Raw genomic sequence first — 15,938 nt, forward strand, 5'->3', positions numbered from 1 at the left:
TTTAGCTCCCTAGACTCTGTTGTGTGTATCCATCTAAGGAACTCACAGCCGCGCCATTACCAACACCAGGTTTCCATTCCACAGCAAATCCATTGGTATAGCGTAGGTCAATCTGATCAATCTCACCGAGACGATCCTTCAAGCCTTGCAAATAGCCCACTCTAAAACGTTGCACTCGTTTTTCCTGCTCTTTACGGCCGATAATGATTTCGGGTCCATGACGTACCTTCATCCGCCATGAACCACGCTCATCTTCTGACAGCTCGATAATTTCTAAATTTAAGCCAGCCAGCATTTTGGTAAGCTTTACATAACGCTCACCCATGACTCGCCCACTATTACTCTGAGGACTGAAAATAATGGGGAAAACACCCTGCTTTTCTGGCAATGTTCCAGCGAAAATCTCGCCGAACTGATTCAATAACTTATCATCACCCCAAAAAGCAACCGGAAATTGTGTTTCTACATCAACAACCAACTGATTTGGCCAAACCTTACGCAAACTAGCGCCTCTTACCCACGGATTTTGCTCTAAAGCCTTCTCTAAACCATCCGTATCCAACAAGTATAAATTCGTATTAACAAAAGGCTGTGCAAGTGCCTCCAATTCAGTTTGTTTGAGATATTGGAAATCACCTTGCCACTCCAGTTTTTGAATGGTTAGATGCGCTGGGTCACTAATCCAAGCCCGCAGCCATAAGATCGCCCCACCTACCACCATCAGCAAAGCAACCATACTCAACCAACGTGCCATATTTGGCGACAACTCAGTTGCCAAGGCTACATTTTTTGCCGGACGTGGTCGCGCACGTTGTTGGGGTTGAGAGCTAGGCTGCTTGGCCATTAGAGCGTCGTCTCCAAAATCCGCAAAACTAAAGCTTTAAAATCCAGACCCACAGCACGCGCCGCCATCGGTACTAGGCTATGATTGGTCATGCCTGGATTAGTATTAACCTCAATCAGCCAAGTATTGCCCTGCTGGTCACGCATCAGATCCACTCGCCCCCACCCGCGTCCACCTACGGCTGCAAATGCTTGCAAGGCTAGTTGGCGTACCTTGTGTTCCTCCGCCTCACTTAAACCGCAAGGACAAAAATAGCGAGTGTCGTTGGAAATGTATTTCGCGTCATAGTCATAAAACACCCCCGGCACTTCTACCCGAATCAGTGGCAGAGGCTCACCGGCTAAAATACCCGCCGTGTATTCAGAGCCTGTAATCCATTGCTCCACAATTACAACAGGATCACTTTGCACTGCGGCTTCATAAGCAGGTTTCAAAGCAGCTGCTTCAGTGACTTTACTAATCCCAATACTAGACCCCTCACTCGCTGGCTTCACAATCAGAGGTAAACCTAGTTCTGCAACCACTGCAGCAAAATCAGTTTCCGCTGTTAGCACGCGATAATTTGGGGTGGGTAAACCAGCACCCAGCCATAAGCGCTTGGTCATCAGTTTATCCATGCTAATAGCAGACGCTTTGACACCGCAGCCAGTATAAGGCAAGCCCAATAGCTCTAAAGCACCTTGAATGACACCATCTTCACCGCCGCGCCCATGTAAAATATTAAAGACACGGTCATAATTCCCTGCTTGCAGGACACTCAGTATATTCTGGTCAACATCAATGCCATGCGCATCAACACCACTTTCCTGCAAAGCAGCTAAGACTGCAGCTCCACTTTTTAAGGAAACGGGGCGTTCAGCCGCCCAGCCTCCATACAATACCGCGACTTTGCCAAAGCGTGTGGATTCTTTACGCATTATTCTTGCCCTTTTTGATAAATATTGAGTTTTTCTGGCAAGCTTGCTGCTAAGCCACCTACGCTACCAGCACCTTGGGTCAAAATAACATCGCCATCTTGCAAAATATGCTTGAGTACCCCAGGCACATCCTCGACATCAGTGACAAAAATCGGATCTACTTTGCCACGAATCCGAATCGCTCGTGCTAAAGCTCTTCCGTCCGCGCCTGGAATAGGTTGCTCGCTAGCGGCATACACATCCATTAACACCAACACATCGGTTTCAGAAAGTACTTGGGTAAAATCTTCAAATAAATCTCGCGTGCGTGTATAGCGATGCGGTTGAAAGACTAAGACTAAACGCCGGCTTGGCCACACACCGCGTAAAGCTTTCAAAGTAGCGAGCATTTCACGTGGATGATGCCCATAATCATCTACTAAGGTAGCGATGCCTTTGCCAAAATTAATATCGCCATACATTTGGAAGCGCCGCCCAACCCCACTGAATTTACGTAAACCATTCAGAATAGCTTCATCAGACACATCCAACTCCATAGCAATCGCAATCGACGCTAAAGCATTCAGGACATTATGCTGACCGGGCAGATTCAGGGTGACATCTAAGCTACGATTGCTGCGCTTGCATAGCACCGTGAAGAAGCTTTGGGTGCCTTCAAAATGCACATTAGATGCACGTACATCAGCATCTTGCTCAATGCCATAGGTAATTACTGTACGGTTTACTTCCGGCAGAATAGCGCGCACATGCTCATCATCGACACATAACACGGCTAAGCCATAGAAGGGCAAATGATGCAGAAACTCGATAAATGTCTGCTTTAGCTTAGAAAAATCACCGCCGTAAGTGGACATATGATCTTCATCGATATTAGTCACCACTGCGATCATTGGCTGTAAGTGCAAGAAAGAAGCATCACTTTCATCCGCTTCAGCGACCAAATACTCACCAGTACCGAGCTTAGAGTTACTTGCTGAGCTATTCAGCTTGCCACCAATCACATAAGTAGGATCTAAACCACCTTCTACTAATAAGCTGGTCGTTAAACTGGTTGTAGTCGTCTTACCATGCGTACCTGCTACTGCAATACCTTGGCGAAAGCGCATGAGTTCAGCCAACATTTCGGCACGGCGTACAATTGGAATACGTTTTTCACGAGCAGCAATGATTTCAGGGTTTTGCGCGTCAATAGCAGTTGAGACCACAATAACATCGGCACCTTCAATATTTTCGGCAGCATGGCCTTTGAAGACGGTAATCCCCATCGATTGCAGCCGCCGTGTCATCGCACTTTCAGCCAAATCCGAACCGCTCACCGTATAGCCCAATGTTGCAACCACCTCCGCAATACCGCCCATTCCTGCGCCACCGATCCCGATGAAGTGCAGGCGATTAATACGTTTGCGTGCGAGGTTGTCATTCCCTGTTTTCATGCTTGCTTCCTAATCTCTTGAAAATCATAGCCTGCAAAGGCTGCACAGATGGCTGCTACTTGTGCCGTAGCCTGCGGCATCGCCAATTGCCGGGCTGCTATACCCATTTTTACTAAACGTGCCCGATCCGAACATAACTCAGTGAGTAAGCTCGCTAAACGCTCTGGATTCAACTCAGCTTGCTGAATTAATAGAGCTGCGTCTTGATCCACTAAATAGCGAGCATTCGCGGTTTGATGATCGTCCACTGCATAGGGATAGGGAATAAATAAAGCGGCTAAACCTGCTGCTGATACTTCAGCTACCGTCAAAGCACCCGCCCGGCAAATAATCAAATCCGCCCACGCGTAAGCTTCCGCCATATCTTCAATAAAAGGCGTCACCGTGGCTTGTACACCGGCAGCTTGATACGCCTGTTGAGCCGCCTCTAAGTTCTTAGCCCCCGCTTGATGCCGTACTTCAGGGCGTAAGTTTGGCGCTAATAAAGCTAGAGCCTGTGGCACCGTTTGATTTAGGGCAGCCGCCCCTAAACTCCCTCCGACCACTAATAAATGGACGGGTTGATCCTCACGATCTGCTAAGCGCTCTAAGGGCTGTGGCAAGCCGGCAATATCAGCACGCACTGGATTGCCTGTCGCTTGGACTTTTTCACTTTTGGGGAAAGTACCAGGAAAACCTTCCAAAACCCGCTTACTGACTTTAGACAGGAGTTTATTGGTTAAACCCGCCACCGCATTCTGCTCATGAATCACCACAGGCTTACCCATGAGGGCTGCCACTAAACCGCCTGGGCCTGCTACAAAGCCTCCCATGCCCAGCACGGCTGCAGGTTTGTGAGTGCGCATAATGCCAACTGATTGCCATAAAGCCTTCACTAAGCGAAAAGGCGCTAAAGCTAAAGCTTGCCACCCTTTACCCCGTAAACCAGAAACCTCTAGCCACGCAACCTCGATCCCTGCGGCTGGAATAATTTTCGCCTCTAAGCCTGCCTTGGTTCCCATCCAAATAATAGGAATCCCATGCGCTTGTAATTCACGCGCTACTGCTAAACCGGGATAAACGTGCCCACCCGTTCCACCTGCAGTAATTAAAATAGGTCTTGGCTTAAGCACGCGGACTACCTCCTACAGCACGACGCACTGGTGGTTTGCGCACCGTAGCTTTCACAGGCAAACCTAAAGCGCTAAGCCGTGTATCCCGATGAATCCGCATCAGTAGCGACATAGCTAAGAGCGTAATTAATAAGCTACTACCACCATAACTGAGGAATGGCAGAGTCAAACCTTTGGGGGGCAATACGGCTAAATTCACCCCTATATGCAGAATGACTTGGAAGCCCATCCAAAACCCAATCCCATAAGCCACATAAGCGCCAAACTGTAAGCCTTGCTTATCTGCATTAAAGCCAATCACAAAAGCGCGATACACCAACCAGCCGAATAAAGCTAACAGCAGTACCATCCCGACAAAACCAAACTCCTCTGCCCATACAGCAAAGATAAAGTCATTATGCGCTTCGGGTAAGTAATAAAGCTTTTGTACACCAGCTCCTAAACCATTTCCAAACCAACCGCCATCACCAATCGCAATCAGTGAGTTAATAATTTGATAACCAGTGTCCTTTACATCCGCCCAAGGATTTAAGAAAGCTTCAATACGTCTAAGCCGATACCCCTCTAAAGCCACTATGGGCAGCATCAAAACAATCGCACCACCTAAAAACATACCTAAGCGCTTTAAGGGCACTCCGCCTAGGAATAACAGGGCCAGCCCTACCATCATAATGATCACTGTTGAACCAAAATCAGGCTCCAGTAACAGCAAAGCACCAATCACCGCTAAGACAATCAAAGGCAGCACTAACGGCTGATAGGAGCTTGAAGTGGAGAGTTTTTGACCATGCCGAACCATGTAGCTCGACAAGTACATAATCATAATAACTTTTACGAGTTCAGAAACTTGCAAAGACACCGGTCCTAGCGCTAACCACCGCCGACTCCCTTTAACAGAGACACCAATCCCCGGAATAAGGACTAAAACGAGTAAGAAAACGGCAATAGGCAACAGCTTGACACCCAAGCCTTCCCAAAAGCCGATCCGTACTTGGTATAAAGCTAAAGCCAGCACTACAGCGAGGCCAAGAAATAGCAACTGGCGGTTAAGGAGATAATACATATCACCATAAGTTTTTTCGGCTACCCAAAAAGAAGCTGAACCCAGCATCACAACCCCAATCGCCAATAATGCGGCGATTGCCAGCGCTAAATCACGGTCGATATAAGCGGACCAATCAATGGCTTCAATCCGCTCTAGCAGCTTATTGGGTAGGCTAGGTTTCATGCGGGTAAACCTCGAACAGCAGCACTGAATACGTCACCACGATGCCCATAGTTTTTGAACATATCAAAACTCGCACAGGCTGGAGACAACAGGACATTATCCCCCGATTGCGCAGCATCAGCGGCCAACTGCACAGCCTCTTCCATACTGTCGGCATAATGTACCGGCACACTTGTATCAATCACTTGGGCAATAAGTGGCGCATCCCGCCCGATAAGTACGACTGCTCGAGCTTTCATTTGAATTGCAGAACTTAAAGGTTGGAAATCAGCATCCTTACCAATGCCACCCGCAATCAGCACTGTTTTCCCAGGCAAACCTTGTAAAGCTGCTAAGGTCGCACCAACATTTGTCCCTTTCGAATCGTCATACCAACAGACACCGCGACGCTCACGCACCCACTGTGTACGATGTGGCAAGCCACCGAATTCACGCAAAGCCGCCAGCATACCGTGTAAAGGAATACCAACTGCTTCGCCTAACGCAAGAGCAGCTAAAGCATTCGCATGATTATGACTACCCGGTAATTTCATCTCAGCGGTAGCTAGCAATAAGGCATCACCTTTAGCTAACCAAGTTTTACCTTCATGCTCACGAATCCCATATTGACCTGCAGCCGGTGCATCTAAGCCAAAACTTACTTGTGAACCTGAAGACGGTGCCATTTGCATGACTAAAGCATCATCACGATTCAACACTGCCCAATTACAGTTTTGATAGATCACCTGTTTAGCAGCCGCATAATCTGCATAGCTTGCATAACGATCCATATGGTCTTCGCTAACATTCAACACCACTGCCGAAGCTGCTTTGAGGGAATGAGTGGTTTCAAGTTGGAAGCTAGATAACTCCATCACATAGACATCAGGCACAGGCAAATCGAGCAAATCTAAAGCAGCATAGCCTAGGTTGCCACCGGCTAAGGACTGCATACCTGCCTGCTTCGCCATTAAATCGACGAGGGTGGTAACACTACTTTTTCCATTAGAGCCAGTAATAGCTACAATAGGCGCTTGGGCAGCGCGCACGAATAACTCGATATCACCAATAATTTCCGCCCCACGTTGCTGTGCCGAATGAATTTCGGGCGTTGCAATCGCAATTCCTGGGCTTACGACTAGAGTTTGAGCTTGTTCGAACCAAGCAGTGGCTTGGGCAAACTCACCAAACCAGTAAGCTACCTCTGGAAAATTTTTTACTAAATCCTCTTTACCCGGAGGATCTTCCCGACTATCAATGACTGCAAAAGGAATGCCTTGAGCTGTTAAATAGCGCGCTACCGAAAGCCCTGTGATCCCAAGCCCCACCACTAAAGTTTTCCAAGCGGAGTGTGTTGCTGTCTTCATTAGCGCACCTTTAAAGTTGCTAAGCCAATCATGACTAGCACCACGGTAATAATCCAGAAACGCACAATCACTTTAGGCTCAGGCCAACCTTTCTTTTCATAGTGATGATGCAGTGGTGCCATCCGGAAAATACGCTTACCACCAGTGGCTTTGAAATAACCTACTTGCAGAATGACCGATAAAGTCTCAAGCACAAAAACACCGCCCATAATGGCTAATACGATTTCTTGACGCACAATAATCGCCACAATAGCTAAAGCAGCGCCTAAAGCTAAAGCGCCGACATCGCCCATAAATACCTGAGCAGGATAAGAATTAAACCAGAGGAACCCCAAACCAGCCCCCACGATCGCACAGCAAAATACGAGCATTTCACCTGCGCCTGGCACTTTCGGTACGCCTAAATAACTAGAAATCGCCGCGTGGCCACTTGCATAAGCAAAGATACCTAAACCACCAGCTACTAAAATCGTAGGCATAATGGCTAATCCATCTAAACCATCGGTAAGATTGACCGCATTACTTGTACCAATCAGGACTAAATAGACCCAAGGGATAAATAGCCAACCCATTTCCCAATGTACGCCTTTTAAGATGGGAATGTAGAGAGTCGTGTCGGTTGGATGTTGTGCAGTAAAGAATAAAAAGAACGCAGCAGCGAATCCCACTAAAGTTAAACCCACGGTTTTTTGCCGAGCGGTTAAACCTAAATTACGACGCTTTTTAAGCTTAATATAATCGTCTAAGCCACCGATTAAACCAAAGCCTAAAGTGACCGCAAGGGCTACCCAAGTAAAACGATTGCTTAAATCCGCCCACAATAAGGTCGAAACACTAATCGCAAGGATAATCATCACTCCACCCATTGTGGGTGTACCCGCTTTCATTTGATGTTGTGGGCCATCTTCACGGATATATTGGCCAATCTTTAGACGGGTCAGTGCGCGAATCATCGCAGGCCCCGACCATAGCCCAATTACTAGAGCAGTCAAAACCCCCAAAATGGCACGAAAAGTCAAATATTGGAAAACATTGAAGCCACTATAAAAATGGCTGAGCTGTTCAAAGAGCCAAACTAACATGTAGTGGCTCCTTGCTCGACTAAAGCATCAACAACCCGCTCCATACGTGCTGAACGCGAACCCTTTACTAAGACTTGAGTATTAGGTGTTAAATGGGAGGTTAAAGCCATCAATAATGCTGTTAAATCCTGAAAAGCCTGTGCACCCTTACCAAAAGCTTGGCTAGCTGCAGCGCTTAAACGTCCTAAACTATAAAGTTCATCAATGCCTACTGATTTTGCAAGTTGTCCCAACTCAAAATGTAGCTGTTCATCTGTATCGCCCAATTCAGCCATATCCCCTAATACTAAAATTCTTTTTCCCTGTTGTTCAGCAAGCACGGCAATCGCCGCCGCTGTCGAGCTTGGATTAGCATTATACGTATCATCAATTACTAACCCGCCATGCCGCCCTTGTTTCGGATTTAAGCGACCTTTCACAGCTTGTAAAGACTCTAATCCTTGCTTAATAGCGGCTAATGGCAGCCCTAAGGCTGTTGCCCCTGCCGCCGCTGCTAAAGCATTCAGTTGATTATGCTTCCCTAACAACTTTAACCGCACTGCAACCGAGTCAGCACCCCTATGAATGATTAATTGATTATCCGTGCTTAACTCACCACGTAGATCAGCGCTTTGACTAAAACCAAAGCTTAATAACGGCCGTGCTTGATTTAACTCTCGCCAGTAACTCGCATAAGTATCATCTGCATTAATAACTGCAATACCATCGGCTGCTAAACCCGCAAAGATTTCACCTTTTGCCCGTGCAACACCCGCAATATCTCCAAAGCCTTCTAAATGTGCAGCCCCTGCATTATTCAAAATAGCCACATTCGGCAGAACTAAATGAGTGAGATAGTCAATTTCCCCAAAATGGTTAGCCCCCATTTCAATCACTGCAAACTGATCCGTAGCACGCAGACGTAACAAGGTTAAAGGAACACCAATATCATTATTGAGATTGCCAATAGTCGCCAAAGTCTGGCCGTGCTGGCTGAGAATAGCCGTAAGCATTTCTTTTAAAGTAGTTTTGCCATTACTGCCGGTTAAGCCAATCACGGGGTTATTAAATTTTTCACGCCAGGCTTTAGCTAATTGTCCTAAAGCCAAACGCACATCAGGTACCAGCACTTGCGGAATAGCTGCATCAATAGGATGGGCTACTAAAGCAGCACTCGCCTTGCCCGCCACTTGTAGAACAAACTCATGCGCATCGAAACGTTCACCCTTGAGCGCTAAAAACAAATCACCTGTTTGAACAGCTCGTGAATCCCGCTCAACTCGCTCTATCGGTAGTTGTTGTGCAGTTTCAAGGCTCACTGCTTGTAAATCGGCTTGGAGCCATTCAGCAATTTGCGCTAGTGTTAACCAAGTCATGCCTCGCACTCCTGCAAAGCTAAACTTGCTTGAATGCGATCATCAAAAGGAATGGAACGATCCGCCAAAAGTTGCACTGTTTCATGGCCTTTGCCTGCAATCACCACCGTATCACCCGATTGAGCCTGCTGAATGGCTAAACGAATCGCAGTCGCCCGCTGATGCTCAAAATGCACAGCTACTGGCTGAGCAAAGCCAGCACGAATATTTGCAAAGATAGTTTCGGGATTTTCAGTGCGTGGATTATCGTCAGTGACAATCACGAGGTCAGCTTCTTGCTCAGCGATTTGTGCCATGACAGGACGCTTTCCTGCATCACGATCACCCCCGCAACCAAATACACAGATTAAGCGCCCAGATGTATGAGCTTTTGCTGCTCGTAAAGCTTGCTGCAAAGCAGTCGGTGTATGTGCAAAATCCACCACAACCAGTATGCCTTCGGCTTTGCCTTGAACCTGCACCCGCTGCATACGCCCGGGTACAGTTTCGACCTGCTGTAAAGCAGTTAAGGCAGAGGCTAAAGATATACCTTTAGCTAATAAAGTGCTCAAAGCAGCCAGCAAGTTATGTAAATTAAAGCGGCCTAAAACGGGCGCTTTTAATTCACCGACACCTAAAGGTGTAGACACTGTTGCTTGGATACCTTGAGCATCAAATTTTGCACTAGTTGCAATCACAGCTTGCTGCGGATAATCAGCCACATCACCTACGCCATAGCCCCAAACTTGCACAGCAGTATCCGCTAACTCTGCGGCTAAACGCTGGCCGAAGGTATCATCTAAATTCAGCACAGCATGTTGCAAAGCCGGCCAATAAAAGAGTTTACGCTTAGCTTCAGCATAAGCCTCAACAGTGCCGTGATAATCTAAATGATCACGAGTCAGATTGGTTAGCACTGCCACATCAAACTGCACACCATGCACGCGCCCTTGATCCAAGGCATGTGAAGACACTTCCATCGCTACGGTTTTAAAGCCTTGCTGCTTTAAATCATTAAATTGCTTCTGAACTTGAATCGCATCTGGAGTGGTATGCGTACCTTTTTCTAAAGCACCCGGTTTACCTACGCCTAAAGTCCCTAACACAGCCGCTTGCTCATTTAGATAAGCTAAAGCCTCTGCAATGAAATGCGTGGTAGATGTTTTGCCATCAGTACCAGTGATGCCAATCACATATAAATCATCCGCAGTGACTTGATAGAAGCGTTGGGCGATCAAACCCAACACTTTCGGTAATTGGGGTACTGCTACTACTGGCACTGGTAAAATTGGCGCAACGAGATTAGACACAGGCTCGTATAGAATAACCACTGCCCCTGCTTCCACCGCTGCTTGAGCATAAGCTAAACCATGTTGGCGTGTACCTTGTAAAGCAACAAAGGCCATCCCCATTTGAAGCTGCCGATTATCCAAGGCCAAGCCAGTAATGCTGAGCTCAGGAATTGCGGCACAAAAGCCCTCTAGTAAAGTAGCCAGCTGCTTCATGTATTGCCCTCTTTTTTTGTTGTATCAGCTTGCTTTAAAGCCGGCAGGTCATCGGGTGGAATATCTAATAAGCGCAAAGCTTCAGACATGACCTTTGAAAAGACCGGTGCTGCTGCCCGACCACCACTATCATCTTTTTTCGGCTCATCAATCTGCACCGCGACTACTAGGCGTGGACGAGTAGCAGGGGCAATACCAATAAAGCTCGTCATATAGCGAGTATTGCTGTAGGCATTATTGATGAACTTGTAGGCAGTTCCGGTTTTCCCTGAAACACGATAGCCATCAATCATGGCACGCTTACCCGTACCATCGGCTTGTACCACTGCTTCCATCATGCGAATAACGGATTGAGCAGTGGTAGGTGACATCACGGTTTGTGCCAGTGGCAATTTGTCGACTTTATAAATAGTAGCTGGCATCAACTGCCCATTATTGGCTAAGGCAGTATAAGCATGCGTTAGCTGCAATAAGCTAGTTGCCAATCCATAACCATAGCCATGAGAGGCATGATCGACTTTGCCCCATTCGGTATAACTTGAAAGCTGCCCAGCACTTTCACTTGGAAAACCGGCAGCAGGTACACGCCCTAAGCCCACACGACTTAAAAACATCCAATGATCCCGTGGGTTCATTAACAGTGCAACACGACTTGCACCCACGTTGCTGGATTTAGCTAATAAAGTTGCTAAAGAAATTGAGCCATAATTGCTCGGATCACGTACTGTATATTTGCCGAAATTGATATGCCCTGGCGAAGTATCAATTTCAACATCCGGCGAAATAACCCGTGACTCTAAAGCGGCTGCTACGGTTAAAGGCTTCAGAGTCGAACCTGGCTCTGACTTGTCAGTGACGGCACGATTCCGATAATTTTGTGCATCCAACTGTTTGCGATTATTTGGATTAAAGGAAGGCAGATTCGCCATTGCGAGAATTTCGCCAGTTTGCGTATCCATGACCAAAATAGAACCTGCTTTTGCTTCCAAGCGGACAACTTGTTCTTTTAGCTGCTTATAAGCAATGTACTGAATACGCCGATCAATACTTAATTTAACCGCCTGGCCTGGCACCATATCTTTCAGACTTTCAATGCCTTCAATAATGCGATTTTTGCCATCTTTAACGACGCGCATACGCCCGTCTTGGCCAGCTAAAATCCCATCGGAAACTTTCTCAATACCTTCAATGCCTTTGCCATCACTATCCGTCATGCCTATAACATGCCCGCTAGTTTCTGCTAAGGGATAAAAACGTCGATAGCCACTAGTGCTTTCCACTTTTTTAATATTGAGGGCGAGAATTTCTTGGGCTAACTCTGGAGGCAGTTGTCGACCTAAGTAATAGAAGTTTTTGTCGCGTGCTTCTTCAAGATTTTGCAGTAACTGCCCTGGTGGATATTCAAGAACCTCTTCGACTTTACGCAAAGCATCTTCGAGCTTTACAAACGGCATGGCTGCCAAGGTACGCTCTGCCGCCAAGCGAGCCTCGTCACCTTGAGTTTTTTCGGCAGTACGCAAAGCGGCATTGTACTCATCACGCCATACCGTGCGTGTATCTAAGAGGATCTTCGGATTACAACTAAGAGTTTCGACCGGCGTACTCACCGCCATCGGATCGCCATTGCGATCTAAGATCATGCCACGATAAGCAGGCACAGTAACGACTTTGGTTTGGCGTTGTTCAGCCCGCTCTTGTAACATAGACTGGTCAAAGACTTCCAGCCAAACCGCACGCAACATTAACACCCCAATCACGCTTAGCAGGGCTAACATCAGGAAACGCCTGCGACCTTCAAACACGGGGGAAGCGACAGCTTTGCGCTTACTCATTCGTGCAGCACCTGGGTAGTTTCTGGGGTTGGCTTTTTCATCCCTAACACTTCGCGTGCATGTTTTTCTACATACACTTGGTTTAATTGCGTACTTTGCTCTAAGACCAAACGACTCCAAGTCGCACTTAATTGGTCACGATCCTTTTGCAACTGCTGTAGTTCAACAAACAATTGACGCGCATGATGACGATTAGCCACGACCATCAGTGCCAAAACGACTACCAATAAATAGAACATCACTGTCGCTAAGCTTTGCCAGCGGTGTAGGTTCATGTTTCCTTAGACCTTCTCAGCAACCCTTAAAGTCGCGCTTCGTGCGCGCACATTCGTTTCAACTTCAGCCTCACTTGGCCGCAAACCCTTACCTACTAACCGCAGTGGCGCAGTTAATTCAATCGCTTGAATCGGCAAACCTTTAGGCAATCGGGGGGGGCTTGAGTGCTCACGCATGAAATGCTTGACCATGCGATCTTCCAAAGAGTGGAAGCTAATCACTGCTAAACGCCCATCCGGTTTTAAATGCTTAAGACTAGCAGCTAACCCAGCCTCTAAATCGTCTAACTCTTGATTTACTTTAATACGAATCGCCTGAAAGCTACGGGTGGCTGGATGCTTACCCAACTCACGCTTAGGAATCGCTTTGGCTATTAAATCCGCTAATTTCAAAGTGCTATCTAAAACCTGAGTGTCCCGAACTTTCACAATGGCACGTGCGATTTGCCGTGAAAAACGCTCTTCGCCATACAGCCACAACACCTGTGCAATTTCTCTTTCATCCGCCTGCAACAACCATTGTTGTGCACTTAAGCCCACTTCAGGATTCATACGCATATCTAAAGCACCATCGCGCATAAAACTAAAACCGCGCTCAGCTTCATCTAATTGTGGGGACGACACCCCTAAATCTAACAACAGACCATCCATTTTAGTCTCAAGCTCTAATTCAGCTAAAGCTTGGGGAAAATCCCGAAATGAGCCTTGCCAAATTTTAAAGCGAGTATCCGCTTGATGAACTTCACACGCATGTTGTATAGCGGCAGGATCTTTATCAATCGCTAGTAAACGGCCTTCAGAACCTAATTGCTCCAAGATTTTTGCAGAATGCCCACCCCGCCCATAGGTGCCATCGATATATAAACCGTTAGGTTTAATCGCTAAAGCAGCAACAGCTTCCGTTAGGAGCACGGTGGTATGAGCAAAATTCGTGGACATCACATAAAAACCTGACTTAATAAATCATCCGAGTCATCGTCTTCACGCGCTTCTTGCAACCAAGCGTCACGAGCTTGTTGCCATTGATCTGCATCCCACAATTCAAATTTATTTACTTGCCCAACAAGCACTACTCGCTTGTCTAGGCCAGCATATTCACGTAAAGGTGCTGGTAATAAGACTCGACCTTGTACATCTAATTCTAACTCAGCGGCGTGTCCCAAAATTAAGCGTTGCATATTACGCACCCGACGATTCACATTGGGCAGCCCCATTAAGGCTTGTTCTACCTTAAGCCATTGATCCATCGGGTAAATCAATAAGCACTTATCAGCATGATCCACTGTGATGACAATCTGACCTGCTGCACTTGCTAAGATAGCGTCACGGTATTTCGAAGGCATCGACAGCCGTCCCTTGGTATCTATTAAAATGTTTGAGATGCCACGAAACATGCTGTCACTCAGGGCTTTAGGTATATTTGATAGCTTATTTTGTAGAATAAAGTTTATCCCACTTTATTCCACTTTTTTCCACCACTGCTCAAATGATAGGAAGTATGTTCCATACTGTCAATCAACGGGCTGTACAGAAGCTTAAAAAGCAAACAGTTTGCAGAATATTTACAGAAGTTTTGGAGATATTAAGGAGGCTTAAGAGGATTTAAAGAAAATACCTAGCAATAAAATCAACAAAATAAAGTTGATAGACTTATAAAGAAAATAGCCGATCTATAAGCCGGGTTCTGTCGTGGACAATCATTCATCTAGGATCTACGTCACCATAGATCTCAAGCAACCTACCCGAATGCAACGCGGGCCGCGCCAATGCATTCCTATTTGGTCTTGCTCCAGATGGGGTTTGCCCTGCCGTACACTGTTACCAATGACGCGGTGCGCTCTTACCGCACCATTTCACCCTTACCTAATCTAGTTAAATAGCTTAGGCGGTATATTTTCTGTGGCACTTTCCGTCGACTTGCGCCGCCCAGGCGTTACCTGGCATCTTGCCCTATGGAGCCCGGACTTTCCTCCCCCAAACTAGATTTACATCGAGTTCAGCAGCGATTGTCCAATCGGCTAGTCAGCGTTTATAGCAAAAAACCAAAGCTTTGTCTTTAAACTAAGCCTTTTATCTTTCATAACCCTTTTTTACTAGGGTATGTAAAGCTGAAATAAAGCGCACATGCCCTGCATAATTTTTGTCATGTAATAAGATATTAGGTCGCACTAACATAGCCGCTAACCGATTGTCCCAATAAGCTTTTAACGGCGCTGGCCGCGTATTTGGAAAGTTGACTGGAATACTCATTGAAGCTAAATCACTTAAGCCTGCTTGATATAGATCAGCCTTGAGTTTACGCAATAAGAACACATCATTTAAGCGCCCATACAGGGCTAAATCATTTTCCCCACCGGGCATCAGCAAACTAAAATAACGCCATTGCTCAGAAAAATAAGCCGCTTCAGGTAAACGTAAACCTGGCATAAAGATAAAAATCGGTGCATCAGTGGATGCTTTGCCTTGAACTAACTGATCCGCATGCGACAAACTGACTTGGTATAGGCTTTTCTCTAATTGCTCAGGGCGATGCAAAAAGATCGTTAAGTTCAGCTGTAAGGCCGTGGTATCTTCATCTTTGCTAACCGCTTTAGCCAACTCAATTAAGCTTAAGGTGGTTTCAGCGATTTCTAAAATTGGTTTTTCTGTGACTACATAATGCAGAACTACATAAAGTTTTTGCGCATCCGGATTACCGACACGTAGCCGCAAAACCTTTTGCCCATCAGTCCGATCATTTTGCTCAACCGAACCCACTTCAGAGAGACGCTTAATCAGCTCTTGTGCTGTGCCCTCAAATCGATTTTGCGCATCATAGCTAGCGGGAATTGCTAATAGGGCGCGTAAATCCTGCTCTAATGCACTACGCTCAATCCCTAACTGGGAAGCAGTAGGCTTTGACCAAAGAAAGAGTGGTTGAGTCAATAACCCAGCCAGAATCAAAGTCATGAGTATTAAAGCAATTAAGAGATCAGTGACACGACTGATTATCCACTTAACCATCAAAAATCCTTATTGATTAACTATAGA

At 46.5% G+C, this 15,938-nt stretch carries 14 protein-coding genes and 1 other RNA gene; all 15 read right to left on the reverse strand.

What is annotated here, in order from left to right; genetic code table 11:
• Position 1 precedes the first annotated feature (1 nt).
• The 15 genes from Q0230_RS04925 to Q0230_RS04995 all read right to left on the reverse strand — a co-directional run bounded on the left by Q0230_RS04925 (position 2) and on the right by Q0230_RS04995 (position 15,911).
• The gene (locus tag Q0230_RS04925) at positions 2 to 844 is read right to left on the reverse strand and encodes a cell division protein FtsQ/DivIB (RefSeq protein ID WP_298608704.1); all 843 of its coding nucleotides are present in this window, start codon (positions 842 to 844) and stop codon (positions 2 to 4) included.
• Positions 844 to 1,761 (reverse strand): D-alanine--D-alanine ligase, encoded by a 918-nt coding sequence (locus Q0230_RS04930; protein WP_298608705.1) that lies wholly within the window; start codon positions 1,759 to 1,761, stop codon positions 844 to 846. Before Q0230_RS04930 ends, Q0230_RS04925 begins: the two co-directional genes overlap by 1 nt.
• Positions 1,761 to 3,194 (reverse strand): UDP-N-acetylmuramate--L-alanine ligase, encoded by a 1,434-nt coding sequence (gene murC, locus Q0230_RS04935; RefSeq protein ID WP_298608706.1) that lies wholly within the window; start codon positions 3,192 to 3,194, stop codon positions 1,761 to 1,763. The genes Q0230_RS04930 and murC overlap by 1 nt, the downstream gene beginning before the upstream one ends.
• On the reverse strand, positions 3,191 to 4,306 hold the full coding sequence (murG, locus tag Q0230_RS04940) for an undecaprenyldiphospho-muramoylpentapeptide beta-N-acetylglucosaminyltransferase (RefSeq protein WP_298608707.1): 1,116 nt from the start codon (positions 4,304 to 4,306) through the stop codon (positions 3,191 to 3,193). The genes murC and murG overlap by 4 nt, the downstream gene beginning before the upstream one ends.
• Positions 4,299 to 5,534 (reverse strand): putative lipid II flippase FtsW, encoded by a 1,236-nt coding sequence (gene ftsW, locus Q0230_RS04945; RefSeq protein WP_298608708.1) that lies wholly within the window; start codon positions 5,532 to 5,534, stop codon positions 4,299 to 4,301. Before ftsW ends, murG begins: the two co-directional genes overlap by 8 nt.
• Positions 5,531 to 6,880, reverse strand: a complete 1,350-nt coding sequence (gene murD, locus Q0230_RS04950) for a UDP-N-acetylmuramoyl-L-alanine--D-glutamate ligase (RefSeq protein WP_298608709.1) — start codon at positions 6,878 to 6,880, stop codon at positions 5,531 to 5,533. The genes ftsW and murD overlap by 4 nt, the downstream gene beginning before the upstream one ends.
• Positions 6,880 to 7,962 carry a phospho-N-acetylmuramoyl-pentapeptide-transferase gene (gene mraY / locus Q0230_RS04955; RefSeq protein ID WP_298608710.1) on the reverse strand — a complete coding sequence of 361 codons (1,083 nt, stop codon included), beginning with the start codon at positions 7,960 to 7,962 and terminating at the stop codon, positions 6,880 to 6,882. Before mraY ends, murD begins: the two co-directional genes overlap by 1 nt.
• Complete coding sequence (murF, locus tag Q0230_RS04960) at positions 7,956 to 9,317, reverse strand: UDP-N-acetylmuramoyl-tripeptide--D-alanyl-D-alanine ligase (protein ID WP_298608711.1); 1,362 nt, start codon at positions 9,315 to 9,317, stop codon at positions 7,956 to 7,958. Before murF ends, mraY begins: the two co-directional genes overlap by 7 nt.
• Positions 9,314 to 10,801 carry a UDP-N-acetylmuramoyl-L-alanyl-D-glutamate--2,6-diaminopimelate ligase gene (locus Q0230_RS04965; protein ID WP_298608712.1) on the reverse strand — a complete coding sequence of 496 codons (1,488 nt, stop codon included), beginning with the start codon at positions 10,799 to 10,801 and terminating at the stop codon, positions 9,314 to 9,316. The genes murF and Q0230_RS04965 overlap by 4 nt, the downstream gene beginning before the upstream one ends.
• Positions 10,798 to 12,633 carry a penicillin-binding protein 2 gene (locus Q0230_RS04970; RefSeq protein ID WP_298608713.1) on the reverse strand — a complete coding sequence of 612 codons (1,836 nt, stop codon included), beginning with the start codon at positions 12,631 to 12,633 and terminating at the stop codon, positions 10,798 to 10,800. Before Q0230_RS04970 ends, Q0230_RS04965 begins: the two co-directional genes overlap by 4 nt.
• Complete coding sequence (gene ftsL / locus Q0230_RS04975) at positions 12,630 to 12,908, reverse strand: cell division protein FtsL (RefSeq protein WP_298608714.1); 279 nt, start codon at positions 12,906 to 12,908, stop codon at positions 12,630 to 12,632. The genes Q0230_RS04970 and ftsL overlap by 4 nt, the downstream gene beginning before the upstream one ends.
• 6 nt (positions 12,909 to 12,914) lie before the next feature.
• Positions 12,915 to 13,847: a 16S rRNA (cytosine(1402)-N(4))-methyltransferase RsmH gene (rsmH, locus tag Q0230_RS04980; protein WP_298608715.1), complete on the reverse strand. Its 933-nt coding sequence runs from the start codon at positions 13,845 to 13,847 to the stop codon at positions 12,915 to 12,917.
• Complete coding sequence (gene mraZ, locus Q0230_RS04985) at positions 13,847 to 14,302, reverse strand: division/cell wall cluster transcriptional repressor MraZ (protein ID WP_298608716.1); 456 nt, start codon at positions 14,300 to 14,302, stop codon at positions 13,847 to 13,849. Before mraZ ends, rsmH begins: the two co-directional genes overlap by 1 nt.
• A gap of 263 nt (positions 14,303 to 14,565) precedes the next feature.
• Positions 14,566 to 14,930: RNase P RNA component class A (gene rnpB / locus Q0230_RS04990), an RNA gene on the reverse strand.
• A 48-nt stretch (positions 14,931 to 14,978) separates the two neighbouring features.
• Positions 14,979 to 15,911 (reverse strand): hypothetical protein, encoded by a 933-nt coding sequence (locus Q0230_RS04995; RefSeq protein ID WP_298608717.1) that lies wholly within the window; start codon positions 15,909 to 15,911, stop codon positions 14,979 to 14,981.
• Positions 15,912 to 15,938 lie beyond the last annotated feature (27 nt).

It is taken from the genome of uncultured Thiothrix sp. (assembly GCF_937876535.1).
Classification (GTDB): Bacteria; Pseudomonadota; Gammaproteobacteria; order Thiotrichales; family Thiotrichaceae; genus Thiolinea.

Excerpts from the sequence above, each read along its gene's own strand:
- murC (WP_298608706.1), bottom strand. The coding sequence starts at position 3,194 with ATGAAAACAGGGAATGACAACCTCGCACGCAAACGTATTAATCGCCTG.
- murF (WP_298608711.1), bottom strand. The coding sequence starts at position 9,317 with ATGACTTGGTTAACACTAGCGCAAATTGCTGAATGGCTCCAAGCCGAT.
- ftsL (WP_298608714.1), bottom strand. The coding sequence starts at position 12,908 with ATGAACCTACACCGCTGGCAAAGCTTAGCGACAGTGATGTTCTATTTA.
- ftsW (WP_298608708.1), bottom strand. The coding sequence starts at position 5,534 with ATGAAACCTAGCCTACCCAATAAGCTGCTAGAGCGGATTGAAGCCATT.
- mraZ (WP_298608716.1), bottom strand. The coding sequence starts at position 14,302 with ATGTTTCGTGGCATCTCAAACATTTTAATAGATACCAAGGGACGGCTG.
- Q0230_RS04995 (WP_298608717.1), bottom strand. The coding sequence starts at position 15,911 with ATGGTTAAGTGGATAATCAGTCGTGTCACTGATCTCTTAATTGCTTTA.
- Q0230_RS04930 (WP_298608705.1), bottom strand. The coding sequence starts at position 1,761 with ATGCGTAAAGAATCCACACGCTTTGGCAAAGTCGCGGTATTGTATGGA.
- Q0230_RS04925 (WP_298608704.1), bottom strand. The coding sequence starts at position 844 with ATGGCCAAGCAGCCTAGCTCTCAACCCCAACAACGTGCGCGACCACGT.
- Q0230_RS04965 (WP_298608712.1), bottom strand. The coding sequence starts at position 10,801 with ATGAAGCAGCTGGCTACTTTACTAGAGGGCTTTTGTGCCGCAATTCCT.
- murD (WP_298608709.1), bottom strand. The coding sequence starts at position 6,880 with ATGAAGACAGCAACACACTCCGCTTGGAAAACTTTAGTGGTGGGGCTT.
- Q0230_RS04970 (WP_298608713.1), bottom strand. The coding sequence starts at position 12,633 with ATGAGTAAGCGCAAAGCTGTCGCTTCCCCCGTGTTTGAAGGTCGCAGG.
- rsmH (WP_298608715.1), bottom strand. The coding sequence starts at position 13,847 with ATGTCCACGAATTTTGCTCATACCACCGTGCTCCTAACGGAAGCTGTT.
- mraY (WP_298608710.1), bottom strand. The coding sequence starts at position 7,962 with ATGTTAGTTTGGCTCTTTGAACAGCTCAGCCATTTTTATAGTGGCTTC.